This window comes from Pseudomonas sp. DTU12.3, assembly GCF_004124275.1.
Taxonomy (GTDB): domain Bacteria; phylum Pseudomonadota; class Gammaproteobacteria; order Pseudomonadales; family Pseudomonadaceae; genus Aquipseudomonas; species Aquipseudomonas helmanticensis.
The window spans coordinates 4,040,374-4,064,279 of record NZ_CP027218.1; the positions used below are offsets into that span (position 1 = coordinate 4,040,374).

Here is a 23,906-nt window from a genome sequence, read left to right on the forward strand (position 1 = left end):
AGAGCGTTTTTTACAGATAAGCGCCGATGACTTTTCTGACCGTGATCAACGCCTGACGCAAAACCTCCATGTCCACCGAGCCCAGCGCCAGACGTATCGCATGCGGCACATGCGCCGACACTGAAAACGGTTCGGCGCTGGTCACCGAAATCTGTGCGTGCATCAACTCGACGACGATCTGATCGGCACGCACGTCTTCCGGGAGCGGCAGCCACACGAAGTACGAGGCCGGATGGCCAATGACCTTCAATCCTTTGAGCAACTTGGCAGCCAACGCCTGACGCGCCCTGGCGTCGTTGCGCTTTTGCTCTTCGAGCACGGTGACAGTGCCGTCATCCAGCCAGCCGCAAGCGATCGCCGTCATCACACCCGGGGTGTTCCAGGTCGTCGCACGAATGATCCGTTCCAGCGCCGGCACCTTCTGCGCCGGCGCGGCGATGAAGCCGACACGCAAGCCGGTGGCGATGTTTTTCGACAGCCCCGACACGTACAGGGTGCGCTCTGGTGCCAGGTCGATCAGCGCGGCTGGCGGGTTGTCGACCAGAAACGCGTAGGCCGCGTCCTCAATGAGGGTCAGATCATGCCGACGGGCAATCGCCACCAGTTGCTCGCGTTGCGCCAATGGCATCACCCAACCCAACGGATTGTGCAGCGTCGGCATGCTGTAGACGGCACGTACCGAGCGGCTGTGGCAGAGCTTGTCCAGCACGGCGAGATCCGGTCCCTGATCGTTGATCGGGATCGCCACGACTTCCAGATGCAGCGCTTCGGCCAGCACTTTGAACCCGGAATAGGTCAGCGCATCCGCCGCAATCACATCGCCAGGCTTGAGCAGCGCCATCAGCGTTACCGCCAACCCTTGCTGGGCGCCGTTGACGATAAGCACCTGCTCGGCGTCGACGTTGACGCCACGGCTCAGCAGATGGCGCGCCACCGAGGCGCGCTCGTGCGAGCGGCCGGCATGCGGTTGATAACGCAACAAGGCTTCGAGGTCACCGGACAACGCCAGTTGGCGCAACGCCGTGCGCAGCAGGTCGGCCTGACCGGGCAATGACGGGTAATTGAAATTAAGGTCGATCATGCCGACCGCCACGTCTTTCTGATCGATGCCCTGCCCCGGCGCCAGCGACGTTTCGCGCACGAACGTGCCGCGCCCGGTTTCGCCGCTAACCAGGCCCATCGCTTCCAGCTCGGCGTAAACCCGGGAAGCGGTGACCAGCGCCAGGCCCTCCTGCGTGGCCAATTGGCGATGCGTCGGCAGGCGCGTTCCTGGCGCCAGCTGCCCCGAACGAATATCTGCCGCAAAGGTGTCAACGAGGGTCTTGTAGCGAGAGCGCGGCATGCCGGGATGTATCCATGACAATTCTTTGATTGTGCTGATTCTCAACCATAGGATTGCGCCAATGCAACCCACCTCTGAGCGCAACCTCGTATGGAACGAACCACCCATCTGACTACCCCGGCGCTGGAAAAAACCAGCGGCTGGATCAATGGCTTCATCGGCGTGGTGATCTTCAGCGGCTCGCTGCCGGCCACGCGCCTGGCGGTGCTGGAGTTCGATCCGGTGTTTCTCACGGTGGTGCGTGCGGCCATCGCCGGCGTCCTCGCGGTGGCGCTGTTGTGGCTGTTTCGCCAACGCCGCCCGGCGCGCCAGCAATGGTTGTCACTGTTTATCGTGGCGATGGGCGTGGTGCTCGGTTTTCCGCTGCTGACCGCGCTGGCCCTGCAACACGTGACGTCGGCGCATTCGATTGTGTTTGTCGGCCTGCTGCCGCTGGCGACGGCGATTTTCGCCGTGCTGCGTGGCGGCGAACGCCCACGGCCAGTGTTCTGGCTGTTTTCACTGCTCGGCAGTGCCCTGGTGGTCGGCTTCGCTCTGTCGCAGGGACTGACCGCCTCGCCCACCGGTGACCTGCTGATGCTCGCGGCCATTGTGGCCTGCGGCCTCGGTTACGCCGAAGGCGCAAAACTGTCGCGAACCCTCGGCGGCTGGCAGGTGATTTGCTGGGCGCTGGTGCTGTCGCTGCCATTGATGGCGCTGCTCAGCCTGTGGCTGGCGCCCGCCTCGTTCAGCCACATCAGCCTGTCGGCGTGGCTGTGTCTGGCTTACGTCTCGCTGTTCAGCATGCTGATCGGCTTCGTGTTCTGGTATCGCGGACTCGCTCAGGGCGGGATCGCCGCTGTCGGGCAATTGCAGTTACTGCAACCGTTTTTTGGCCTGGCGCTGGCGGCGACATTGCTGCACGAGCAGGTCAGCCTCGGCATGCTCGCCGTGACGCTGGGGGTGATTCTGTGTGTGGCCGGGGCGAAGAAATTCGCCCGATAAGCACTCAGGCGCCAGCCTTCCACTCGCGTGGGCTGAGCCCGGTCTTGCGACGAAACGCCCGGGCCAGCGCCGAGGGACTTTCATAGCCGACCTCTTCGGCAATCAGCGCAATCGGCTTGCCCTCGCGCAGACGCTTCTGCGCGAGGCTGACCCGCCAGCTCAGCAGATAATCCGCCGGAGTCTGCCCGACTACACGGCGAAACTGCTCGGCAAAACCTGCGCGCGACAGGTTGGCTGCGGTCGCGAGATCGGCCACGCTCCACGGCTTTTGCGGTTGCTCGTGCATCAGGCTCAAGGCGCGCGACAACCGTGGATCGGCCAGCCCGGCCATCATTCCCGGCTGCTGATCACGACTGCCGATCAGGTGGCGCAACAGCAGAATCACCAACAATTCAAACAGCCGGTCCATCACCGCGACACGTCCGCAATGGCCTTCGAAGGCTTCTTTGAACAACCATTCGAGGGTGCCGCCCAGCTCTGGGATTTCAGTGAGTTTCAGCACCAGATAATCCGGCAGCGCCGCCGCCAGCGCATTGCCTGAACCACCGTCAAACGTCAGCGTGGCGCAGACCACTTGGGTGTTCGTGGCTTCATCGGCAAACATTCGATGGGGAAACGGTCTGGGGAAGAAAATCAGTGAAGGCTCGTTGAGTTTGATCTCACGCTCACTGCCGGGTTTGAGCAGCAACTCACCGGACTGCAACAGATGCACATGGCCGGCCGGCTCGCCTTCATGCACGGCGACACCGCAAAACGCGCCGCTGTGGAAGGTGCCGGCATTGACGCCGAAATGGCTGAGTAATGTAGACAGGCGATCCATGGTCGACTCCGGCTGTATCTGGCTGCTGCTTGTGTAGTTTCACCGCAGATACCGTGGCGCGATCTTCGCGAGCAAGCCCGCTCCCACATTTGAAACGCATTCCCCTGTGGGAGCGGGCTTGTTCCCACATTTGAAACGCATTTCCCCTGTGGGAGCGGGCTTGCTCGCGAAGGCGTCCGCCATGTCAGCATAAATTATCAGGGCGCGGGTATTTTTGGACGATCTGTCGCATATCCTCGACGATTTGCCGCCAAAGCACCATCCGCGATCCCTAACATCCTCTCCATCGCCGGCGCATTTCGCGCCGGACTTTCGGAGAATCACCATGAGCCGCATCAACGCCATCAGCCTCGAAAACGCCACCGACGCCAGCCGCCCAGTGCTGGAGGGTGTGAAGAAGAAAATCGGCTTCCTGCCCAACGTCTTCACGACCTTGGCCAAGGCTCCAGTCGCGCTGGAAACGTACGTGCAAGCCTCGGCGATCCTCGGCAAGACCTCATTGAGCGCCAAGGAAAAAGAAGCCGTGTACCTCGCCACCTCCCAGGTCAACGGCTGCGATTATTGCCTGGCGGCGCACACCCTGTTTGCCGGCAAGGCCGGGCTGTCGGCGCAAGAGATCAGCGCGGCGCGTCAGGGCGAATTGAACGCCTACGCGGCCCTCGCCCGGCAACTGACCGAGACGCGCGGGCACTTGAGCGACGAGCAGATCGCCGCCGCCCGCGCTGCCGGGATCAACGACGTAAAAATCATTGAAGTGATCGCGCTGGTGGCGGTGCAGACACTGACCAACTACCTGAACAACAGCGCCCTGACGGACATCGACTTCCCCGCCATCTAAGCCACCGCGCGCTGACGGACATCGACTTCCCGCCATCTAACCCACCCCCTGTAGGAGCTGCGGCACGCTGCGATCTTTTGACTTGGTTTTTAAAGACCAGATCAACAGATCGCAGCGTGCCGCAGCTCCTACACGGGGGGTGTCAGTCGTGGTTGATGTCGGCGCGTTTCAGCAGTTTTTTGCAGCGTTCCGAGAGATGAAACACTTGCAGGTGCTTGCCGGCCTTGGCGTAGCGCTCGCGCAGGGTTTTCAGTGCGGCAATCGCCGAGTAATCGACGAAGCTCAGATGCCGGCAATCCAGGGTGACCTTTTGCGGGTCGTTGGCCGGGTCGAACTGGTTGAGAAACGGCGTGGTCGAGGCAAAGAACAGCGTGCCATGCAGGCGATAGAGCTTGCTGCCGTCCGCTTCCAGATGTTCATCGGCGTACAGCTCGCGGGCCTGCTGCCAGGCGAAATTCAGTGCGGCAATGATGATCCCGCACAGCACGGCGGTGGCCAGATCGGTGAACACGGTGATGGTAGTCACCGCGATGATCACCAGCACATCGTTGAACGGGACTTTGTTGATCACGCGCAACGACGCCCAGGCGAAGGTCTGCTGCGACACCACGAACATCACACCGACCAACGCCGCCAGCGGAATGCGCTCGATCAGCGGTGACAGAAACAGGATGAACAACAGAATCAGCACGCCCGCGACCACCCCGGACAAACGCCCGCGCCCGCCCGAGCTGAGGTTGATCACGGTCTGGCCGATCATCGCGCAACCGCCCATGCCACCGAATGCACCCGAGACCATGTTCGCCGCGCCCAGCGCCACGCATTCGCGGTCCGGGTAGCCACGGGTTTCGGTGATTTCGTCGGTGAGATTAAGCGTCAGCAGGGTTTCCAGCAGGCCGACCAGCGCCATCAGAATCGCGTACGGGGCGATGATGCGCAGGGTCTCGAAGGTCAACGGGATGTCCGGCAAGGCCAACGTCGGCAAGCCGCCGGCAATGTGCGCCATGTCACCGAGGGTGCGCGTCGGCAGGCCGAACAGGTAGACCAGCAGACCGACGCCGAGGATCGCCACCAGCGCCGGCGGCACCGCTTTGGTCAGGCGCGGCAGGACGTAAACGATGGCCATGGTCAGCGCCACCAACCCGGTCATCCAGTACAACGGCGTACCGCTGAGCCACGCTTCGCCGCTTTTGAAATGCTCCAGTTGCGCCAGCGCGATAATGATCGCCAGGCCGTTGACGAAGCCGAGCATCACCGGATGCGGCACCATCCGCACCAGTTTGCCCAAGCGCAACAGCCCGAACGCCATCATGATCAAGCCGCCAAGCAGCACCGTCGCCAGCAGATATTGCACGCCGTGCTGGACCACCAGCGCAACGATCACCACCGCCATCGAACCGGCCGCGCCGGAGACCATGCCCGGCCGCCCGCCGAACAACGCGGTCAATGTACAAATGATGAAGGCGCCGTACAGGCCCATCAACGGATTGAGGTGCGCCACCAGCGCGAACGCAATGCATTCGGGCAACAGGGCAAACGAGGTGGTGAGTCCGGCCAGGACATCGGCGCGCAGACGAATCGGTTTCATGCTGTACCTGACTGAGCGGCCGCCGTGCGCGGCCGCAGATGTTCGCGGGATTTAAGGGGTGCGGATGTTACGGAAATGTCCGGGATCGGGCCAGTGATCGCTGACACTTGTCGACTTCGGCTTTATGCTGGCGCGCTCTTCTGCTCGTCGAGTTTAAACATGGGCTCTTTTCTTACTGCCCGCGAAGTGTGCCAGCGTTTGCGTGACGCTGCGCTCGGCGTGCTGGCGTTCAACGTCTGCGAGCGGCCGAACGCGGCCGGGATGGTCGCGGTGGACATCGACGGTTGGTCTCTGCTGCTGGATTTCGCAGATGGTCGACTACATCACTGTGAACACGCCCGCACTGCCGATGGCAGGGATGGCGCATTCGACACTTGGCAGCGTTACGGCACTGATCCGGTGAGTTTGCTCAGTACCTGGGAGCTGGCGCAGATCGAAAAATTACTGCACGAACTGACTCAGCCCTGACGCAAATCGAGCAGGTAGGTGTAGTAACCCGTGTCGCGCACGTACCCCAGTGACTCGTACAAACCCTGCGCCGTGACGTTATCGGTGGCGGTTTCCAGCATCAGGCCTTTGGCGCCGGTCTGCAGTGCAAACTCTCGCGCCGTGTTCATCAGCAAGCGACCTACCCCGCGACCACGGGCAGCGGGCGTGGTGAACAAATCGCTGAGCAACCAGGTGCGATGGGCGTCGATCGACGAAAACGTCGGGTACAACTGCACAAATCCCAGCGCCGCGCCGGACTCATCCTGCACCAGAAAAATCGCTGACTCATTGCCGGCCATGCGCTCGGCGATGAACGCGCGTGATTGCTCAAGATTCGGCGGTTGCTGGTAAAAACCTCGATAGGCGTCGAATAACTGCGCCACCGCGTCCAGCTGTGCGGCGCCCGCGCGCAATGCCTGAATGGCCATTTCCCCTCCTTTTTTACGTCAATGATCGAACCAGCATAGCGCTGCGCGTCGAGTATGCTGGATTCACCGCTATATAGTTTTGTATATTGCGAAACCGAAATCGCCAGAAGCTTTCCATGCCGTCCAATCAATTCGTGTCTCCATGAGTGCCATACGCGTACGTAACGAGCAGTTGATCCTCGCCGCCGCCAGCGAAGAATTCGCCGCCAAAGGCTTCGACGCCACCCAGACTCGCGACATCGCGGCCCGTGCCGGGGTGCCCAAGGCCAACCTGTATTACTACTTCCAGACCAAGGAAAACCTCTACGGCAAAGTGCTGCTGGGTTTTGTCGAACCGCTGCTGGAAGCTTCGGCGGTGCTACGTGAAAGCGATGATCCGCTGATTGGTTTGCGTGCCTACGTGGCGGCGCGGATTCGCATCGCCCGGGAACATCCGGCGATTGCCAAGGTGTTCAGCGGCGAACTGTTGCTCGGTGGCCGACAATTGCCCGACGAATGTCGCGACCTGCTGCACGCCGAAGCGCGGCGCAATGTCGAGTGCCTGCGCAGCTGGATCGAGCGCGGCTTGCTCGCGCCGGTGGATCCGCAACATTTGATGCTGTTCATCTGGTCGGCGACGCGCACGTACACCAACATCGGCTGGCAGATGGGCTGCATCACCGGGCGCGCCGAACCGCAGGATGAGGACTATCAGGCAGCGGCGGAAACGATTACGCGAATGGTGCTGGAGGGGGTGGTGTCGGAACCGATGAAAAGTGCGCGCGGATGGTTGTTCGCGACGTGAATGACGCGGGGCTGCTGGGCAGCCCCGACGATGTTCGCCAAGTACCTCGCCGCAGAGTGTCAGGGCATGAAATCCAGCGGCAAAGTTTCACCGTCCGTTTTTGCAACAACGTCTGATAATCGCCTTTGAGCAGCGTGTGCGGTAGCTCGTTTTCCTGCTCAGTCCGCGCCACGCCCAGGCTGAGCAGGTCGTAATCAATCGACAGCGACCGTTTCGACGCTACGTAGCAGAGTTTGCAAGACAACATCGACAGATTCCATTCTTCGGGGCGGCGGCATTATGCCAGCGGAGTGTTGTCAGTGCTGCCGCCTTCGCGAGCAGGCTCGCTCCCACAGGGGAGTTATGCCGGACGCAGGAATCTGTAAACACCCCCATTATTGTGGGAGCGGGCTTGCTCGCGAAGGCGTCGTGTCAGCCAAAACATGCGTTACAGGCACACCGCTTTCGCGAGCAAGCTCGCTCCCACAGGGGAGTTATGCCGGACGCAGGAATCTGTAAACACCCCCATTATTGTGGGAGCGGGCTTGCTCGCGAAGGCGTCGTGTCAGCCAAAACATGCGTTACAGGCACACCGCTTTCGCGAGCAAGCTCGCTCCCACAGGGGAGTTATGCCGGACGCAGGAATCTGTAAACACCCCCATTATTGTGGGAGCGGGCTTGCTCGCGAAGGCGTCGTGTCAGCCAAAACATGCGTTACAGGCACACCGCTTTCGCGAGCACGCGTTGCTCCTACAGTGGCTCGGGGGGTTATTTGAAGGTGATGGCGGCGGCGAGTTCTACGTCGATGCGGGCCACGGAGCCGGTCAGGTGGGCGAGGTCCTTGTTGTATTCGGCAATGATGTCTTCGGCGCTGGTGTTGCCATTATCGATGGTCGAATGTGCATCGGCGGCGAGCACCACGTCATAACCCAGTTGATGGGCCTGGCGCACGGTGGCATTGACGCAGTAATCGGTTTGCAGGCCGCAGATGACCAGTTGCTCGAAATCTTCGCCGGGCAGCAGTTTGCGCAAGTCGGTCTGGTAGAACGAATCCGGGGTGGTCTTGCGCACGCGCAGGTCTTTCGGGCTTGTTTCAAGGCCTTCGGCCAATTGCCAGCCTTCGGCACCATGGGCCAGCGGGCTGTCCTTTTCTTCGTGCTGAACCAGCACCACTGGCACGCCGGCCTTGCGGGCACGGCCGCTAAGAACGTTGATCGCTTCGATCACGCGGGGAATGTCGAAGCACTGGTATTCGCCCGAACAGAGAGCGCGCTGCACGTCGATGATCAGCAATGCGGTGGTCATGGTGTGCCTTCCTTGATCAGTCCTTGAGACAGGGGCGGATATGACTCCGCCCCCTTTTTACGCCTCTCAGTAACCCAGTGACAACCCGGTGTTGCGCCGTGGATCGTTGGCGCCGTAGAAGCGGTTTTTGCCGACCGGTTTACCGCCCAGCGACGGCGCGCCGACCAGAATCGCGGCGATATGGTTAGCATCCTGGGGACCTGCAAACTTGTGACCCCAACTTTCGAGGATCTTCTTCGTATCCGGGCTGGCGGCGAAGTCTTCGAGGTTGGTTTCTTCCGGCATCCACTGCTGGTGGAAGCGTGGCGCATCGACCGCTTCCTGTAAGCCCATGCCGTAGTCGATGACGTTGAGCATGGTCAGCAAGGTCGCGGTGATGATCCGGCTGCCACCCGGTGTGCCCACCACCATCACCACTTTGCCGTCCTTGGTGACGATGGTCGGGCTCATCGACGACAGCGGCGCCTTGCCCGGGGCGATGGCGTTGGCTTCGCCCTGCACCAGGCCGTACATGTTCGGCACGCCGACCTTGGAGGTGAAGTCGTCCATTTCGTCGTTGAGGATCACCCCGGTTTTGCTTGCCATCACGCCGGCGCCGAACCAGTCATTGAGGGTGTAGGTGACCGAGACCGCGTTGCCCCACTTGTCGACGATCGAATAGTGCGTGGTGTTGCTGCCTTCATGCGGTGCGACGCCGGGTTTCAGCTCAGCCGACACACCGGCCTTCTGTGGCTGGATGGCGTCGCGCAGTTTGGTCGCGTAGTTCTTGTCGAGCAGGTGCTCGATCGGGTTCTTGACGAAATCCGGATCGCCGAGGTAGCTGTTGCGATCCACGTAAGCGTGGCGCATCGCTTCGATCTGGTAGTGCATGCCCTGGGCCGAATGGAAGCCCAGATCCTTCATCGGATAGCCTTCAAGAATGTTCATGATCTGGCAGATCACCACACCGCCGGAGCTTGGCGGTGGCGCGGAGACCACGTGATAGCCACGGTAATCGCACTCCACTGGCGCCAGTTCGCGCGTCTTGTACTTGTCGAGGTCGGCCTGGGTGATGATGCCCTTGTTGGCCTGGCTGGAGGTCACGATGGCGTCGGCCACCCAGCCTTTGTAGAACCCGTCGGCGCCTTTTTCCGAAATCGTCCGCAGGGTTTTACCGAGATCCTTTTGCACCAGTTTCTGCCCGACCTGCATCGGCTCGCCGTTGTGCAGGAAAATCGAACCGGAATCGCGCATGTCCTTTTTGAACACATCGGTGGCGTAGTCCAGCAGTTCGACGTCGCCCTGCTCCAGTTCAAAACCGTCTTCAGCCAGTTTGATGGCCGGCGCGATCATTTCCTTGCGCGGTTTAGTGCCGTACTTGCTCAGGGCCAGCTCCATGCCGGACACGGTGCCCGGCACGCCGACGGCCAGATGGCCACGCGTACTCAGATCCGGGACGACGTTGCCGTCCTTGTCGAGGTACATGTTGGCGGTCGCTGCCAGCGGGGCTTTTTCGCGGAAGTCGAGGAAGGTCTTGCGCCCGTCCGCCAATTGAATGGTCATGAAACCGCCACCGCCCAGGTTACCGGCGGCGGGATACACCACCGCCAGCGCATAACCCACTGCAACAGCGGCATCCACGGCATTCCCGCCGCTCTTCAAGACGTCGACGCCAACGTGAGTGGCGAGGTGTTGCGCGGTGACCACCATGCCGTTTTCGGCGGCAACCGGGGCCACCGAGGCGGCGTGAGCCATGAGGCAGCTGAGTGCCAGTGAGGTCGCTATCAGCGATTTGGCAAAAGGTTCGTACTTCATGAGTCGATCTCTTTTTTGTTTTTAGGAGATGGGCAAAACCCAGGGGAACGCTTCAAGAGCAACAAGCAGTATGGTCGGCTTTGCGTATTGCGCCTCCCAGCACGGGCGCTATGCTGGACGCCGTTCACACTTTGCGCCGGAGCCTGTCGTCATGCCCTACACGTTCATCACCCTGCCCTCGCCGGTCGGCGAGCTGAAGCTGGTCGCGAACGGCGCACGACTGGCGGCCATCCTCTGGGAAAACGACAAACCGAACCGCGTGCCCCTCGGGCCGATGAGCGCAGCGCCGGACAATCCGATCCTGCTGAAAACCGCCCGGCAGCTCGAAGAATATTTTGCCGGTACGCGCGATTGCTTCGATCTTGAACTGGACTTCGCCGGCACTGCGTTTCAGAAACAGGTCTGGGCCGCATTGCTGACCATTCCGTTTGGCCAAACACGCACCTACAGCCAGATCGCCGCGCAGATCGGCAATCCTGCTGCGGTAAGAGCGGTGGGTGCGGCGAACGGGCGTAATCCGATCTCCATCGTCGCGCCGTGTCATCGGGTGATTGGCGCATCCGGAAAACTGACCGGGTTTGCCGGAGGCCTTGAGGCAAAAGAGCGGCTGTTGGTGCTTGAAGGTGGGCAGTGGCCAGGAACCACCGGACGTTTGGAAGGCTTCTAAATGTAGGAACTGCCGCAGGCTGCGATCTTTTGATCTTGACCAACCCACAAAAAAGCCCGGCAGCGCTACCGGGCTTTTTGTTCACTTACCGCTGATGCGCAATACCCTCCACGAGCGCATCAAACGCCTGATCAGACAACCGCGCCCCATGAATCAGCGGCCCATAACGCCGGCTGAATTCCCAGTTGTACGGCACGCGATCCTTGCTGACGCCGTTGTCCCAGTTGACCGACCAGGTCATCAAGCCTTTGATCGGATGCCCCTTGATCGCCAGACGCTTCAGCGCATTGCCGACCACGGTGTTATCGATCACGTAACCGGTGGCAGCCGCATCATTGTTCGCTGGCAGACCGATGACGAACTTGTCCGCCGGGATTTTGGTGAAGCCACGCGTGCCGGTTACCAGACTTTCGGTCAGGTAATAGAGGAAGTCCTCCTTCAGCGCATCGTTGTTCTGCGCGATCCACGCGCCCGCACCGTTATTCGCTTCAGGCACCCAGACGCCGTCGCCACCCTGGTTGTAGAACTGCGGCGCGATGAAGTCGTAGTAGCCTTCCAGTGCCTGCAGGTAACCGACGTATTTGCCGTTACTGGTCAGGTAGGGAAACTCCGGGGCCATGCTGATGATGAAGTGCTTGCCCTGACCGGCGTAATGATCCCTGACCAGTTTCAGCGCAGCCGGCAGGACAGTCTTGTTGGCAGCGAAATCAATCGCGCTCTGTTCAAGATCGATGTCCAGACCATCGAAGCCATAGGTTTCCACCAGCCGGATGATCTCGTTGGCCAGCGGTTGTTCCTGGCCGGCGCGCAGCTCGATGTGCGCATCGGCACCGCCGAGGGAAATCAGCACCGCCCGCCCCTGACTGTTGAGCACACCGACCTGGCGGCGAAACTCGGCATCGGAGACATTGAACGGTTTGAAGGTCGGAATCCCGCGGCCCTTCATGAAGGCTACCGCAACCACGTTGTACTCCTTGGGCACCTCTTCAAGCGCGAGGCTGGCGAAACGGCCTTGACGATAACCATCGCTCGGCCCCGCCGGCCAGTTGTGCCAGAAGCCCATGAGGATCTTCTTGCCGGCAATGTCCGGCATCAGAGAGGCAGCATCGCTCGCCGCGTTGTGCATTAAAGAAAAGTCGATGTTTGACATGTTCTAATCCTTCAGAACGTGTGGATTTGGCGTTACGAACGCTATTTGAAGTCGACGTCAAAAGCCTGATAGAAGGCGTTGCCAGTGTTGGCGACGATCCACATCAGCACGATAACGTGATGACCCTTTTTATTGGCCGGTAGTTTCACCGCGTGATTGACCTTGGCCTTCAGCTCGTTCGGATAGCTGTAGTAAGGCACCTGCGGGTAGAAATCCTCGAAGAACGGTTGGGTTTCCAGTTCCGCGCGGGTGATGCGTTGTTTCGGGTCCCAGCCATCCTTGGTGATCAGCCAGCGATAGCCGCGAGTGGTGTGCGGCGCGGTGTATTCCCATTTGATTTCGAGGGTCTGCCCCGGGGTGACGTTAAGCAGCGGCCAGGTGAACGGGCGAGCGAGCTTCTTGCTCATTTCCTCGCTGGTGAAGTTCACGCAGTCACGGGCATCGGTCTTGCCACCGCTGAGAATGTAGCCGTCGGCCGGCGGCGTGACACTGTCAGAGTCAGTCTGATACGGCGCCGGGAAAGGTCCCGCCGTCAGTGCCGGGAAGTTCTTGCCACCTTCCATCTCGTTGACCTGCCAGGCACCGAGCAATCCTTGCTCGATGGCAACCGCACCGCGGCTGGCAGGGGAAATGACACGACCGTGTCGCAGTTGGGTTAGTGCTTGTGGTTGATTCATGTTTTTCACTCCGTTGATTTAAGAACTCTCCTGTCCGAGGAGAGGCCTTCAAGCTAACGGAGGGGTATTTTTTGTCCATCGGCGCTTTTGTCGCAGCACGACGTGCAAAACCACTGAAACGGCGAAAACACTGGATAGATAAACAGTACATTGCAACGATTCGTACCTGACGTGTAGCCAAAGGCGTACACGTCGATGTTACGAAATCTTGCATTCACCCATCACGGCAACTGCGCCTTGAACTCCTTTTCGTATTGCCCGGCGAGCTGCTCTTTCTGCTTTTCGTTGAGCAGTTTGCCGGCCATCTGAAAGAACTTCTGCTCTTCTTCCTTGAGATGGTGATGGACCTTTTCCGAGAGTTTTTTCGCCGTGGCCAGCCACGCGGGGCTGGACATCTCGGTCTCGTCGAGTTCTTCCATCATCTCGTCCATTTCATGGTGTTCGGAAATCGCGTGACGGCTGAGATCGACGCCGTTGTCGAACTCCATCAACGGGATGTAGAAGTGCCGTTCTTCGGCGGTTTCATGAGCTTGCAGTTCAGCCTTGAGCTGTTTGTAGGCCTCGACCCGTTCCGGCGTGTCACCGCTGGTCTCGATCAGGGTTTTGACGTAGCTGCGCTGGCGGTCGTGGCTTTCGCGAAGGGCTTCGAAAATGTTCATGGGATGTCCTCATCAACCGCGTGCTGGAATGACGCTGTAAAGGCTAGACCCCGGCGTGAGAGCGGCAGTTCCACCGAGTTGAAGAAGCGTTTGGAAGATGGCCGTCGGGCGGGATAGGCTGTTGATTCAGACCACAAGGAAGTCATGCATGAACTTGCATATCGAGTTGTCGCAGAACCCCACCGAAGAACAACGCAACGCGATTCTGGCGCCGTTGCGCGCGCATAACATCGCCCAGGCCGGCGCCTCGAAGAAGGAGCCGCTGGCGCTGTTGGTGCGCGACGAGCACGACGCGATTCTCGGCGGCCTGTATGGCCACACGTTCTATCGCTGGTTATTCATTGAGCTGCTGGCAGTGCCGGAGCAAGGGCGCGGCCAGGGCATCGGGTCAAAGTTGATGCAGATGGCCGAGGATTTTGCCCGGGACAACGATTGCGTCGGGATCTGGCTCGACACCTTTTCGTTTCAGGCGCCGGAGTTTTACCGCAAGGTGGGATTTAGCGAGTGTGGCGAGATTGTCGATTATCCGCTGGGACACAAACGGCATTTCTTTCAGAAGCGGCTTATCGGTTGAATTCAAGGGCCTCTTCGCGAGCAGGCTCGCTCCCACAATTGAAATGCATTCCAATGTGGGAGCGAGCCTGCTCGCGAAAGCGGCAAAAGTATCACTGCATCGTTACAGGCAGGTCGCCAACGCCGCCAGGCGCCGCTTGGCAACAAAATCATCCTTCTGCGCGTAGTAATTCAAGGTCGTGCCCGACGCCTCGGTGATCACGTCGACAAACGACTCCGCCGAACGCGTATAGACCGTTGTCCCGCCAAGCTTGCGTGGCTCCAGATAAGCCGCCGCATCGACACCGAACACCGCCTCGTCCTGCCAGCCGAATTGCACGCACTGGGCCACGACTTTCTCGGCTTTGTCCGAGGTCAGTACTTTGTAAGGGGCTTGCGTGCGAGCATCGTTCATCGCCGAACCCGCGCAACCGCCCAGCATCGTCGCGGCCAGCGCTACCATCAGAATTCGCATTGCATTCGCTCATTCAGAAAAAAGCGGACTGTATCACTGCAACGCGGGAAATCGTTCTGCTTTACTGCATTTATAGCGCGACACCTGCCCGCCGCTACGGCAACCTAAGGACATCAGCCTCACAAGGAAAACCCATGGCGCCTACCGACCAACGACATGAACACGCCCTGCAAGTATTTCTCGATGCCCGCCCCGAGCTGCGCGAAAGTCTCGATCATCTCAACCCGTTGCTGGCCCAGGCCAAGGGCGAAACCCAGGCGCAGTATCGCGAAGAACGCCTGCATGAAGCGTTTGAGGCCGAGGCGGAAAATCTCGGACTGTTTGCCTGGGAATTGACCTTGCAACTGACGGCTGATTCGCCCGAGGAATATCAGGCGCAACGCTTGGAAGTGCATCGGGAAGTGGCAGAAATGGCCGGGATGGATTGGCTGGAATATTGCGATTTGTATGGGATAGAACCGTAACCGCCGCTCAAGGACACCTGCACCGATGCTGCCATCCGCCTCGACTCATCGCGCCAGCCCTGGCCATCTGCACACGCAAAAGTGGCGCGGCCGCGTGGGTCTGGCACTGGTGGCGAGCCTGTCGGTACTGGCCGGAATGACCGATGCAATCGGCTTCATGGCCAGCGGCGACTTCGTCTCGTTCATGAGCGGAAATACTACCCGACTGGCCGTGGCAATCAGCGTTGGTGACATCGGACTGACCATGCGCCTGGTGATTCTTGTCGCCACGTTCGTGGTCGGTAACACCTTGGGGGTTGTCGTGGCGCGTCTGGCCGGACGACGCGCGCTGCCGCTTTTGCTGTGCATCGCCACCCTGCTCTGTGCGGCGGCAGCCTGGCCGTATGACACGCAACTGCCGGCATTGCTCGCAGCGATCATTGCGATGGGCATGCTCAACGCGTCGGTCGAAGAAGTGAATGGTTTACCGGTCGGACTCACCTATGTCACCGGCGCGTTGTCGCGATTCGGACGCGGACTGGGCCGCTGGATGCTTGGCGAACGGCGCAGCGGCTGGCGGGTGCAACTGGTGCCGTGGAGCGGGATGTTTATCGGCGCGATTCTCGGAGCGGTGCTGGAACATCATTTCGGACTCAAGGCGATGTTTGCCAGCGGTTTGCTGGCCGCGATGATCGGGCTGCTCTCGCTGAAAATCCCGCGGCGCTGGCAACTGGGCTACATGCCCCGCTAACCGCAAATCCCCTGTAGGCGCTGACGAGCGAAACGGGCTGCGATCTTTTGATCTGGTTTTTTAAAATCAAGATCAACAGATCGCAACGTGCCGCAGCGCCTACAGGGATCGGGTTTGCGCGATCCTTTGGCGGCCGCAATGCTTTATCATGGCCGCAGTTTTGCTGATCGAGTCCGTCATGAAGTTCGCCATCGCGCTGTTTTCCGCCGCCCACGCGCCCTCCTCGCGCCGCGCCCTGCTGTTCGCGCAGGCTGCGCTGGCCGGTGGGCATGAAATTGTCCGGTTGTTTTTCTATCAGGACGGCGTCTACAACGCCTCGGACGCGGTGGTCTCGCCGCAGGACGAACTCGACCTGCCCAAGCAGTGGCGCACATTCATCAGTGAGCAAAAGCTCGACGGCGTGGTGTGTATCGCTGCTGCCCTGCGTCGTGGTGTGTTGAACAATGAGGAAGCCAAGCGTTATCAGCGTGAAGCCGTCTCAGTCAGCGCGCCGTGGGAGTTGTCCGGCCTCGGTCAGTTGCACGACGCGGTGCAAGACGCCGACCGTCTGATCTGCTTCGGAGGTGCGTAACATGGCCAAATCCCTGCTGCTCATCAGCCGCCAATCGCCATGGTCCGGCCCGGCTGCCCGCGAAGCGCTGGACATCGTCCTCGCCGGTGGCGCCTTCGATCTGCCGATCGGTCTGCTGTTTCTCGATGACGGTGTGTTGCAACTCGCTGCCGGGCAGAACGCCAAGGCCCTGCAACAGAAAGATCTCAGCGCCAACCTGCAAGCGCTGCCGATGTTTGGTGTAGAAGAGTTGTTCTACTGCGCCGACAGCGCCAGCGCCCGTGGCCTCGACCAGTTGTCGCTGGACGAAGCGCAGGCGCTGGCCGCCGAGCAAATCACCGCCCTTATTGACCGTTACGACCAAGTGATCACCCTCTGATGTCGACTTTGCACGTGTTGTCTCATTCCCCGTTCGGCGACGATCGCTTGAACAGTTGCCTGCGCATCATCGGCAATGCAGACGCGTTGCTGCTGTCCGGCGACGCGGCTTATGCGTTGCAACCCGGCACTGCGCCGTTTAATGCGCTGCAAAGCCGTCAGGTGAAACTGTTCATCCTCGCGGAAGACGCGCAGGCCCGCGCCATCGAGATCCCGGACTGGGCCGACCCCATCGATTACCCGGCCTTCGTCGAGCTGTCGACCCACCACGACAAGGTTAATAGCTGGCTATGAATTCGATCACCGTCGGCGCCCGCGCCATCGAACTGGACAAGGACGGTTTTCTGGTCGACTTGAGCGACTGGTCGGCCGACGTCGCCAGCGCCCTCGCCGCCGCAGAAGAGATCGAGTTGAAGCCTGAACACTGGGAAGTCCTCGAACTGCTGCGCAGCTTCTATGCAGAATTCCAGCTGTCGCCGGCCACACGTCCGCTGATCAAGTACACCGCGCTGAAACTCGGCCCGGATAAAGGCAACAGCCTGCACCTGAACCGACTGTTCAAAGGCACCCCTGCCAAACTCGCCGCGAAACTGGCGGGCCTGCCCAAACCGACGAATTGCTTATGACCGACTTTCCAGCGCTGACCCTCGAAACACCCGCCGAGCACCCGTTCGCCCAATTCGTGCGCATTCTCGGCAAGGGTAAACGCGGCGCTCGCGACCTGACCCGCGAAGAGGCTCGCGAGGCGATGGGCATGGTCCTCGACGACAAGGTCGAAGACACTCAGCTCGGCGCCTTTCTGATGTTGCTGCGGCACAAGGAAGAAAGCGCCGAGGAAATGGCCGGTTTCACCGAAGCCCTGCGCGCACGTTTGCAGGCGCCGGCCTTGAATGTCGATCTGGACTGGCCGACCTATGCCGGCAAGAAGCGCCATCTGCCGTGGTATCTGCTGGCGGCCAAGTGCCTGGCGCAGAACGGCCTGCGCATTTTCATGCACGGCGGCGGCGCGCACACCGCCGGGCGCCTGTATAGCGAACAACTGCTCGGCGAGCTGAACATTGCGTTGTGCCGCAATTGGCAGCAGGTTGGCACGGCGCTGGATAACGGTGGCCTGGCGTTCATGCCGCTGGTGGACTGGGCGCCGCAACTGCAAAAGATGATCGACCTGCGCAATACGCTGGGCCTGCGCTCACCGATTCATTCGCTGGCGCGGATTCTCAATCCGCTGGGCGCACGTTGCGGGCTGCAAAGCATCTTCCACCCGGGCTATCAGGCTGTGCACCGCGATGCCAGCGGTCTGCTTGGCGACACGGCGATTGTGGTCAAGGGCGACGGCGGCGAAATCGAGATCAACCCGGATGCCGACAGTCACCTTTACGGTACTACCGGCGGCGAGAGCTGGGACGAGGAATGGCCGCAACTGTCGGCGCAACGTCACGTCAAACCGGCCTCGCTGGAGGTCGAACACCTGAAGGCCGTGTGGCGCGGCGACGTGGTCGACAGCTACCCGCAAATGGCCCTGATTGCGACCATGGCCCTGGCATTGCGCGGTCTCGGTCAAAACCGTGAACAGGCTTTCGCCACCGCCGAGCAATATTGGGCCGCCCGGGACAAATCGATTTAACCGATCATTCACGCCCGATCTTTGCGCTTTTTGTTCGAACTCATCGGAATAGACTCGACTCCAACGATTATTGGTTTACGGAGTCTTGATCATGGGTTTACTCGTCGACGGCCACTGGCAGGACAAGTGGTACGAAAGCAGCAAGGACGGCGCATTTCAGCGCGAACAGGCCAAGCGCCGCAACTGGGTGACCGCAGACGGCCAGCCCGGCCCGAGCGGTGAAGGTGGCTTCGCCGCCGAAGCCGGGCGTTATCACCTCTACGTTTCTCTCGCCTGTCCATGGGCGCATCGCACGCTGATCCTGCGCAAGCTCAAAGGTCTGGAAAGTCTGATCGACGTTTCGGTGGTCAGTTGGTTGATGCTGGAGAACGGCTGGACTTTCGACAAGTCGCACGGCTCGACCGGCGACAAACTCGATGGTTTCGACTTCATGCACCAACGCTACACCGCCGATACCGCCGACTACACCGGCCGTGTGACCGTGCCGGTGCTGTGGGACAAAAAGCTCAAGCGCATCGTCAGCAACGAATCGGCGGAAATCATCCGCATGTTCAACAGCGCGTTCGATGGCTTGACCGGCAACGATCTGGACTTCTACCCGGCGCCGTTGCGCGGTGAAATCGATGCGCTGAACGAGCGGATCTATCCAGCGGTAAACAACGGTGTCTATCGCGCAGGCTTTGCGACTTCGCAACAGGCTTATGAGGAAGCGTTCGATGAGGTGTTTGCCGAACTCGATCATCTGGAGCGCGTGTTAGGCGCCAACCGTTATCTGAGCGGGGAATTCCTGACTGAAGCGGACGTGCGTCTGTTCACCACCATGATTCGGTTTGACGCGGTGTACCACGGCCACTTCAAGTGCAACCTGCGGCGGATTGCCGATTACCCGAATCTGTCGAACTGGTTGCGTGAGTTGTATCAGTTGCCGGGGATTGGCGAGACGGTGGATTTTCAGCACATCAAAAATCACTACTACGGCAGCCACAAGACCATCAACCCGACGGGAGTTGTGCCGAAGGGACCGGAGCAGGATTTCACTGTGGCCCATGATCGGGCGCGGTTGGCTGGCAAAGGGGTTTGGTTGAAGGGTTAACAACAAAAGATCGCAGCCTTCGGCAGCTCCTACATGAGAATGCGTTCCCCTGTAGGAGCTGCCGAAGGCTGCGATCTTTTGATCTGCTTCAGACCTGCGCCTGAGCGCCCTCGAACCACGCCAGTTTCTCGCGCAGTTGCACCACTTCCCCAACGATCACCAATGTCGGCGCATGCACTTCATGCTCCGCCACCAATCGCGGCAGATCAGCCAGCGTGCCGGTAAAGACCCGTTGATTGACCGTGGTGCCCTGCTGAATCAACGCCGCCGGGGTATCCGCCGAACGACCGTGCTTGATCAGCTGTTCGCAGATAACCGGCAAACCCACCAGACCCATGTAGAACACCAGCGTCTGCGCCGGCGCGACGAGGTCGGCCCACGGCAGATCGGTGGAACCGTCCTTCAAATGCCCGGTAACAAAACGCACTGACTGCGCGTAATCACGATGGGTCAGCGGAATCCCGGCATACGCCGCGCAACCGCTGGCCGCCGTAATTCCCGGCACCACCTGAAACGGAATGCCGTGGGCCGCCAGCTCTTCGATCTCTTCGCCGCCACGGCCGAAGATGAACGGATCACCGCCCTTCAAACGCACCACACGCTTACCGGCCTTGGCCAAATCGACCAGTTGCTGGTTGATCTGATCCTGCGGCACGGCGTGATCGGCACGACGCTTGCCGACATAAATGCGTTCGGCATCGCGACGGCACAGTTCAAGAATCGCCGGCGCGACCAAGCGGTCGTACAGCACCACATCGGCTTGCTGCATCAGGCGCAAGGCCTTGAAGGTCAGCAGATCCGGATCGCCCGGCCCTGCCCCGACCAAATACACTTCACCAGTGGTGACCGTGGCTTCGCCATCGATCTTCGCCTGTAGCAAACGCTCGGCTTCGGCGCCCTGCCCGGCCAGTTGCCGATCGGCAATCGGGCCCTGGAACACGTCTTCCCAAAAGCCACGACGCTGCTGCACATCCGGAAACAAGGTTTTCACCTGATTGCGGAAGCGTGCCGCGAGCCCGGCCAGATGGCCGTAAGTCGATGGAATCCAGGTTTCGATCTTGGCGCGAATCAACCGCGCCAGCACCGGCGCATCGCCGCCGCTGGACACCGCGATGATCAGCGGCGAGCGATCGACAATCGCCGGGAAGATCACGCTGCACAAGGCAGGCGCATCGACCACGTTGACCGGCACGCAGCGCCGATGAGCATCGGTCGAGACTTGTGCGTTCAGCGTTTCGTCGTCGGTGGCGGCGATGATCAGCCCGCAACCGTCCAGATCCGCTTCAACGTAACCGCGCAACAGGCACTCGCCAGCAGAGGCTGTGACCAGTTCGCGCAGTTGCGCTTCGATTTCAGGTGCGACCACCCGCAGCAGCGCACCGGCGTCGGCCAGCAGGCGGGACTTGCGCAAGGCAATTTCCCCCCCACCGACGACCAACACACGACTGCCGCGCAGGTTGTGAAACAGCGGCAGATATTTCATTTAGCCGATGACCTCAAGGCCACCCATGTACGGCTTCAGTACGTCCGGCACGCGGATCGAACCGTCTGCCTGCTGGTAGTTTTCCAGCACGGCCACCAGCGTACGACCGACCGCCAGACCCGAACCGTTCAAAGTGTGCACCAGCTCAGGCTTGCCGGTTTCCGGGTTGCGGAAACGCGCTTGCATGCGGCGGGCCTGGAAGTCGCCGCAGTTCGAGCACGAGGAGATTTCGCGGTACTTGTCCTGGCTCGGGATCCACACTTCCAGATCGTACGTTTTGACCGCGCTGAAGCCCATGTCGCCGGTGCACAGGGCCAGGGTACGGTAAGGCAGACCGAGCAGTTGCAGGACTTTTTCGGCGTTGGCGGTCAGGCCTTCCAGCGCTTCCATCGAGGTCGACGGCTCAACGATCTGGACCATTTCAACTTTGTCGAACTGGTGTTGACGGATCATGCCGCGCGTGTCGCGACCCGACGCACCGGCTTCGCTGCGGAAGCACGGAGTGTGAGCGACGAACTTGATCGGCAGCAGTTTCGAATCGACGATTTCGCCGGCAACGATGTTGGTCAGCGACACTTCGGCGGTCGGGATCAGGTACAGATCGGCTTCGCCTTCGCGGGCGATCTTGAACAGGTCTTCTTCGAACTTCGGCAGCTGACCGGTGCCTTGCAGCGCCGGGGCCTGAACCAGATAAGGCGTATAGGCCTCTTCGTAGCCGTGCTCATTGACGTGCAGGTTGATCATGAACTGCGCCAGTGCGCGGTGCAGACGGGCGATCGGGCCACGCAGCAAGGCGAAACGGGCGCCGGACAGCTTGGCGGCGGTTTCAAAATCCAGCCAGCCGAACTTCTCGCCCAGGGCAACGTGGTCTTTCACTTCGAAATCGAAGGCCGTCGGCGTGCCCCAGCGGCGCACTTCGACGTTGTCGTCTTCGTCTTTGCCGACCGGCACAGATTCGTGTGGCAGGTTAGGAATACCCAGCACGATCGAGTCCAGCTCGGTCTGGATCCCGTCCAGCTCGACTTTACCGGCGCTCAGTTCGCCCGCCATACGCTCGACGTCCGCCATCAACGGAGCGATGTCTTCGCCGCGCTGCTTGGCCTGACCGATGGATTTGGAACGCGCGTTACGCTCAGCCTGCAGTGCTTCGGTGCGGGTCTGGACGGTCTTGCGCTGTTCTTCCAGCGCTTCGATGCGCGCGGTATCCAGGGCAAAGCCACGGGAAGCCAGGCGGTCCGCTACGTCCTGAAGGTTGCTACGTAACAGTTTGGAATCGAGCATGTCGGTTTCTCGTTATCAAAGTTTGGTCAAAGACAGGCCAGCCCACGTTGCGAGCAGCCCGCCGAATACGCTGAGTGCCGCATAGCCCAGGGCCAGCGGTACTTGCCCGCTTTCCAGCAGGCGCACCGTATCCAGTGAAAAGGATGAAAAAGTCGTCAGCCCCCCGAGGAAGCCGACCATCAACCCGGCGCGCACCTCGATCGGCACTTCCGGGCGTATCAAAAACAGGCCGTACAACACGCCAATCAACAGACAGCCCACGATATTAACGGCCAGCGTCGCGGTATAGAAGTGCCGCGGCCAATTGGCGTTGATCCAATTGCCGGTGGCGAAGCGCAACAAGGTGCCGGCAACCCCGCCGACGGAGACCGCAACGATCAATGGAAGCACTATTTTCTCCGCTGCCGAGGGCTTAAACGATCAAGTTGGGCGAGGTGGTTGAGCTTCTCGCCGATCTTCAGCTCAAGGCCGCGCGGCACCGGTTGGTAGAACGGGATCGGCTCGAGATCTTCCGGGAAATAGTCTTCGCCGGCAGCGTAGGCATCCGGTTCGTCGTGGGCGTAGCGGTATTCGTCGCCATAACCCAACTGTTTCATCAGCTTGGTCGGCGCGTTGCGCAAATGCAGCGGCACTTCCAGCGAGCCGTTTTCGGCGGCGGCACGCAGGGCGGTTTTGAAACCCATGTACACCGCGTTGCTTTTTGGCGCACACGCCAGATAAGTGATGGCTTGCGCTACCGCCAACTCGCCTTCCGGGCTGCCGAGGCGTTCCTGCACTTCCCACGCCGCGAGGCACAGGCTCAGTGCGCGCGGGTCGGCGTTGCCGATGTCTTCGCTGGCCATGCGCACCACGCGCCGGGCCAGGTACAGCGGATCGCAACCGCCGTCGATCATCCGCGCGAACCAGTACAACGCGCCGTCGGGGTTGGAGCCGCGTACCGATTTGTGCAGCGCCGATATCTGGTCGTAGAACGCTTCGCCGCCTTTGTCGAAGCGTCGACGGGTGTCGCCGAGCAGGCTTTGCAGCAGCTCGGTGCCAATCTCGCTGTCGTCTTCGGCCAGATCCGAGGCGTTTTCCAGCAGATTAAGCAGGCGCCGACCATCGCCATCGGCGGCGGACAGCAGCATCTGGAAACCTTCATCGTTGAGCGTCAGATTGCGCTTGCCCAGGCCGCGCTCTTCGCTGAGCGCGCGCTGCACCAGTTTGCGCAGCGCTGCTTCGTCGAGGCTTTTCAGCACGTAGACGCGCGCGCGGGACAACAAGGCGTTATTGAGTTCGAACGAAGGGTTTTCGGTGGTGGCGCCGATGAAGATCAGCGTGCCGTCTTCAACGTAGGGCAGGAACGCGTCCTGCTGGGATTTGTTGAAGCGGTGCACTTCATCGACAAACAGAATCGTGCGCTTGCCGTACTGGCCGGCTTGCTGCTTGGCGATTTCAACCGCCTGACGGATCTCCTTGACCCCGGCGAGCACCGCCGAGACCGTTTCGAAGTGCGCATCGGAGACTTCCGCGAGCAACCGCGCCAGGGTGGTTTTGCCCACGCCGGGCGGGCCCCAGAAGATCATCGAATGCAGGGCACCCTGCTCCAGCGCCTCACGCAGAGGCTTGCCGCGAGCGAGCAGGTGTTCCTGGCCGACGTACTCATCCAGATTGGTCGCCCGCAAACGCGCGGCCAGTGGCTGGGCAATCGGTGCACTGCGAAACAGATCCATCACGTAGCGTTGAAACCTCTATTTTTTCGAATACTGTGTGAAACCGTGTGGCGAGGGGAT

27 protein-coding genes and 1 pseudogene are annotated in these 23,906 nt (G+C 60.6%); 14 read left to right on the top strand and 14 right to left on the bottom strand.

The window, feature by feature from the left end:
• Positions 1 to 10: 10 nt before the first annotated feature.
• Positions 11 to 1,342 carry a PLP-dependent aminotransferase family protein gene (locus tag C2E19_RS18305; RefSeq protein ID WP_129394478.1) on the bottom strand — a complete coding sequence of 444 codons (1,332 nt, stop codon included), beginning with the start codon at positions 1,340 to 1,342 and terminating at the stop codon, positions 11 to 13.
• 90 nt (positions 1,343 to 1,432) lie between these two features.
• Between C2E19_RS18305 and C2E19_RS18310 the strand changes: the two genes are divergently transcribed.
• Positions 1,433 to 2,326, top strand: a complete 894-nt coding sequence (locus tag C2E19_RS18310) for a DMT family transporter (protein ID WP_129394479.1) — start codon at positions 1,433 to 1,435, stop codon at positions 2,324 to 2,326.
• A 4-nt stretch (positions 2,327 to 2,330) separates the two neighbouring features.
• Here the strand turns inward: C2E19_RS18310 and C2E19_RS18315 are convergent, their stop codons facing one another.
• Positions 2,331 to 3,146 (bottom strand): AraC family transcriptional regulator, encoded by an 816-nt coding sequence (locus C2E19_RS18315; RefSeq protein ID WP_129394480.1) that lies wholly within the window; start codon positions 3,144 to 3,146, stop codon positions 2,331 to 2,333.
• Positions 3,147 to 3,471: 325 nt separating this feature from the next.
• On the opposite strand from C2E19_RS18315, the gene C2E19_RS18320 reads away from it, so the two are divergent.
• Complete coding sequence (locus tag C2E19_RS18320) at positions 3,472 to 3,984, top strand: carboxymuconolactone decarboxylase family protein (RefSeq protein ID WP_129394481.1); 513 nt, start codon at positions 3,472 to 3,474, stop codon at positions 3,982 to 3,984.
• Positions 3,985 to 4,126: 142 nt separating this feature from the next.
• On the opposite strand, the gene C2E19_RS18325 is transcribed toward C2E19_RS18320, so the two are convergent.
• Complete coding sequence (locus C2E19_RS18325) at positions 4,127 to 5,572, bottom strand: SulP family inorganic anion transporter (protein WP_129394482.1); 1,446 nt, start codon at positions 5,570 to 5,572, stop codon at positions 4,127 to 4,129.
• Positions 5,573 to 5,731: 159 nt separating this feature from the next.
• Here C2E19_RS18325 and C2E19_RS18330 point away from each other — a divergent pair, with 159 nt between their 5' ends.
• Positions 5,732 to 6,040: a hypothetical protein gene (locus C2E19_RS18330; RefSeq protein ID WP_129394483.1), complete on the top strand. Its 309-nt coding sequence runs from the start codon at positions 5,732 to 5,734 to the stop codon at positions 6,038 to 6,040.
• Here C2E19_RS18330 and C2E19_RS18335 read toward each other — a convergent pair.
• Positions 6,031 to 6,489 (bottom strand): N-acetyltransferase, encoded by a 459-nt coding sequence (locus C2E19_RS18335; RefSeq protein ID WP_129394484.1) that lies wholly within the window; start codon positions 6,487 to 6,489, stop codon positions 6,031 to 6,033. The two genes, C2E19_RS18330 and C2E19_RS18335, sit on opposite strands and share 10 nt — an antisense overlap.
• Before the next feature lie 142 nt (positions 6,490 to 6,631).
• Between C2E19_RS18335 and C2E19_RS18340 the strand changes: the two genes are divergently transcribed.
• Complete coding sequence (locus C2E19_RS18340) at positions 6,632 to 7,273, top strand: TetR/AcrR family transcriptional regulator (RefSeq protein WP_129394485.1); 642 nt, start codon at positions 6,632 to 6,634, stop codon at positions 7,271 to 7,273.
• A 747-nt stretch (positions 7,274 to 8,020) separates the two neighbouring features.
• On the opposite strand, the gene C2E19_RS18345 is transcribed toward C2E19_RS18340, so the two are convergent.
• Both C2E19_RS18345 and ggt read right to left on the bottom strand, forming a co-directional pair.
• Positions 8,021 to 8,557 (bottom strand): cysteine hydrolase family protein, encoded by a 537-nt coding sequence (locus C2E19_RS18345; protein WP_129394486.1) that lies wholly within the window; start codon positions 8,555 to 8,557, stop codon positions 8,021 to 8,023.
• A gap of 66 nt (positions 8,558 to 8,623) precedes the next feature.
• Complete coding sequence (gene ggt, locus C2E19_RS18350) at positions 8,624 to 10,351, bottom strand: gamma-glutamyltransferase (RefSeq protein WP_129394487.1); 1,728 nt, start codon at positions 10,349 to 10,351, stop codon at positions 8,624 to 8,626.
• A 151-nt stretch (positions 10,352 to 10,502) separates the two neighbouring features.
• Between ggt and C2E19_RS18355 the strand changes: the two genes are divergently transcribed.
• Positions 10,503 to 11,018, top strand: a complete 516-nt coding sequence (locus C2E19_RS18355; RefSeq protein ID WP_129394488.1) for a methylated-DNA--[protein]-cysteine S-methyltransferase — start codon at positions 10,503 to 10,505, stop codon at positions 11,016 to 11,018.
• A gap of 127 nt (positions 11,019 to 11,145) precedes the next feature.
• Here C2E19_RS18355 and C2E19_RS18360 read toward each other — a convergent pair.
• The 3 genes and pseudogenes from C2E19_RS18360 to C2E19_RS18370 all read right to left on the bottom strand — a co-directional run.
• A pseudogene (locus C2E19_RS18360) lies at positions 11,146 to 12,168 on the bottom strand (chitinase); the annotation flags it as partial.
• A gap of 41 nt (positions 12,169 to 12,209) precedes the next feature.
• Positions 12,210 to 12,845 carry a lytic polysaccharide monooxygenase auxiliary activity family 9 protein gene (locus C2E19_RS18365; RefSeq protein WP_129394490.1) on the bottom strand — a complete coding sequence of 212 codons (636 nt, stop codon included), beginning with the start codon at positions 12,843 to 12,845 and terminating at the stop codon, positions 12,210 to 12,212.
• Between the two features lie 221 nt (positions 12,846 to 13,066).
• On the bottom strand, positions 13,067 to 13,504 hold the full coding sequence (locus C2E19_RS18370) for a hemerythrin domain-containing protein (RefSeq protein WP_129394491.1): 438 nt from the start codon (positions 13,502 to 13,504) through the stop codon (positions 13,067 to 13,069).
• A gap of 148 nt (positions 13,505 to 13,652) precedes the next feature.
• Between C2E19_RS18370 and C2E19_RS18375 the strand changes: the two genes are divergently transcribed.
• Positions 13,653 to 14,078: an N-acetyltransferase gene (locus C2E19_RS18375; RefSeq protein WP_129394492.1), complete on the top strand. Its 426-nt coding sequence runs from the start codon at positions 13,653 to 13,655 to the stop codon at positions 14,076 to 14,078.
• 102 nt (positions 14,079 to 14,180) lie between these two features.
• Here C2E19_RS18375 and C2E19_RS18385 read toward each other — a convergent pair whose 3' ends face one another.
• A complete protein-coding gene (locus C2E19_RS18385; protein WP_129394494.1) occupies positions 14,181 to 14,531 on the bottom strand; it encodes a hypothetical protein in 351 nt (116 codons plus the stop codon).
• A 134-nt stretch (positions 14,532 to 14,665) separates the two neighbouring features.
• Here C2E19_RS18385 and C2E19_RS18390 point away from each other — a divergent pair, with 134 nt between their 5' ends.
• The 8 genes from C2E19_RS18390 (at position 14,666) to C2E19_RS18425 (ending at position 19,370) form a co-directional block, all read left to right on the top strand.
• Positions 14,666 to 14,995, top strand: coding sequence for a DUF6388 family protein (locus tag C2E19_RS18390; RefSeq protein ID WP_129396148.1), 330 nt, complete (start codon positions 14,666 to 14,668; stop codon positions 14,993 to 14,995).
• Between the two features lie 25 nt (positions 14,996 to 15,020).
• Positions 15,021 to 15,725, top strand: a complete 705-nt coding sequence (locus tag C2E19_RS18395; RefSeq protein WP_129394495.1) for a YoaK family protein — start codon at positions 15,021 to 15,023, stop codon at positions 15,723 to 15,725.
• A 178-nt stretch (positions 15,726 to 15,903) separates the two neighbouring features.
• Complete coding sequence (tusD, locus tag C2E19_RS18400) at positions 15,904 to 16,296, top strand: sulfurtransferase complex subunit TusD (protein ID WP_129394496.1); 393 nt, start codon at positions 15,904 to 15,906, stop codon at positions 16,294 to 16,296.
• A 1-nt stretch (position 16,297) separates the two neighbouring features.
• Positions 16,298 to 16,654 carry a sulfurtransferase complex subunit TusC gene (tusC, locus tag C2E19_RS18405; protein ID WP_129394497.1) on the top strand — a complete coding sequence of 119 codons (357 nt, stop codon included), beginning with the start codon at positions 16,298 to 16,300 and terminating at the stop codon, positions 16,652 to 16,654.
• A complete protein-coding gene (tusB, locus tag C2E19_RS18410) occupies positions 16,654 to 16,947 on the top strand; it encodes a sulfurtransferase complex subunit TusB (RefSeq protein ID WP_129394498.1) in 294 nt (97 codons plus the stop codon). The genes tusC and tusB overlap by 1 nt, the downstream gene beginning before the upstream one ends.
• A complete protein-coding gene (locus C2E19_RS18415; RefSeq protein ID WP_129394499.1) occupies positions 16,944 to 17,279 on the top strand; it encodes a TusE/DsrC/DsvC family sulfur relay protein in 336 nt (111 codons plus the stop codon). The genes tusB and C2E19_RS18415 overlap by 4 nt, the downstream gene beginning before the upstream one ends.
• Positions 17,276 to 18,277: a glycosyl transferase family protein gene (locus C2E19_RS18420; protein ID WP_129394500.1), complete on the top strand. Its 1,002-nt coding sequence runs from the start codon at positions 17,276 to 17,278 to the stop codon at positions 18,275 to 18,277. The genes C2E19_RS18415 and C2E19_RS18420 overlap by 4 nt, the downstream gene beginning before the upstream one ends.
• Positions 18,278 to 18,368: 91 nt before the next feature.
• Positions 18,369 to 19,370 carry a glutathione S-transferase family protein gene (locus C2E19_RS18425; protein WP_129394501.1) on the top strand — a complete coding sequence of 334 codons (1,002 nt, stop codon included), beginning with the start codon at positions 18,369 to 18,371 and terminating at the stop codon, positions 19,368 to 19,370.
• Positions 19,371 to 19,458: 88 nt separating this feature from the next.
• On the opposite strand, the gene cysG is transcribed toward C2E19_RS18425, so the two are convergent.
• The 4 genes from cysG to C2E19_RS18445 are packed head-to-tail and all read right to left on the bottom strand — an operon-like array spanning position 19,459 to position 23,846.
• Positions 19,459 to 20,853, bottom strand: coding sequence for a siroheme synthase CysG (gene cysG / locus C2E19_RS18430; protein WP_129394502.1), 1,395 nt, complete (start codon positions 20,851 to 20,853; stop codon positions 19,459 to 19,461).
• Positions 20,854 to 22,134, bottom strand: a complete 1,281-nt coding sequence (gene serS / locus C2E19_RS18435) for a serine--tRNA ligase (protein WP_129394503.1) — start codon at positions 22,132 to 22,134, stop codon at positions 20,854 to 20,856. It lies immediately after the preceding gene.
• Between the two features lie 15 nt (positions 22,135 to 22,149).
• A complete protein-coding gene (gene crcB, locus C2E19_RS18440) occupies positions 22,150 to 22,524 on the bottom strand; it encodes a fluoride efflux transporter CrcB (RefSeq protein WP_129394504.1) in 375 nt (124 codons plus the stop codon).
• Entirely contained in the window at positions 22,524 to 23,846 is a 1,323-nt protein-coding gene (locus tag C2E19_RS18445; protein WP_129394505.1) for a replication-associated recombination protein A, read from the bottom strand. Before C2E19_RS18445 ends, crcB begins: the two co-directional genes overlap by 1 nt.
• Positions 23,847 to 23,906: the final 60 nt, after the last annotated feature.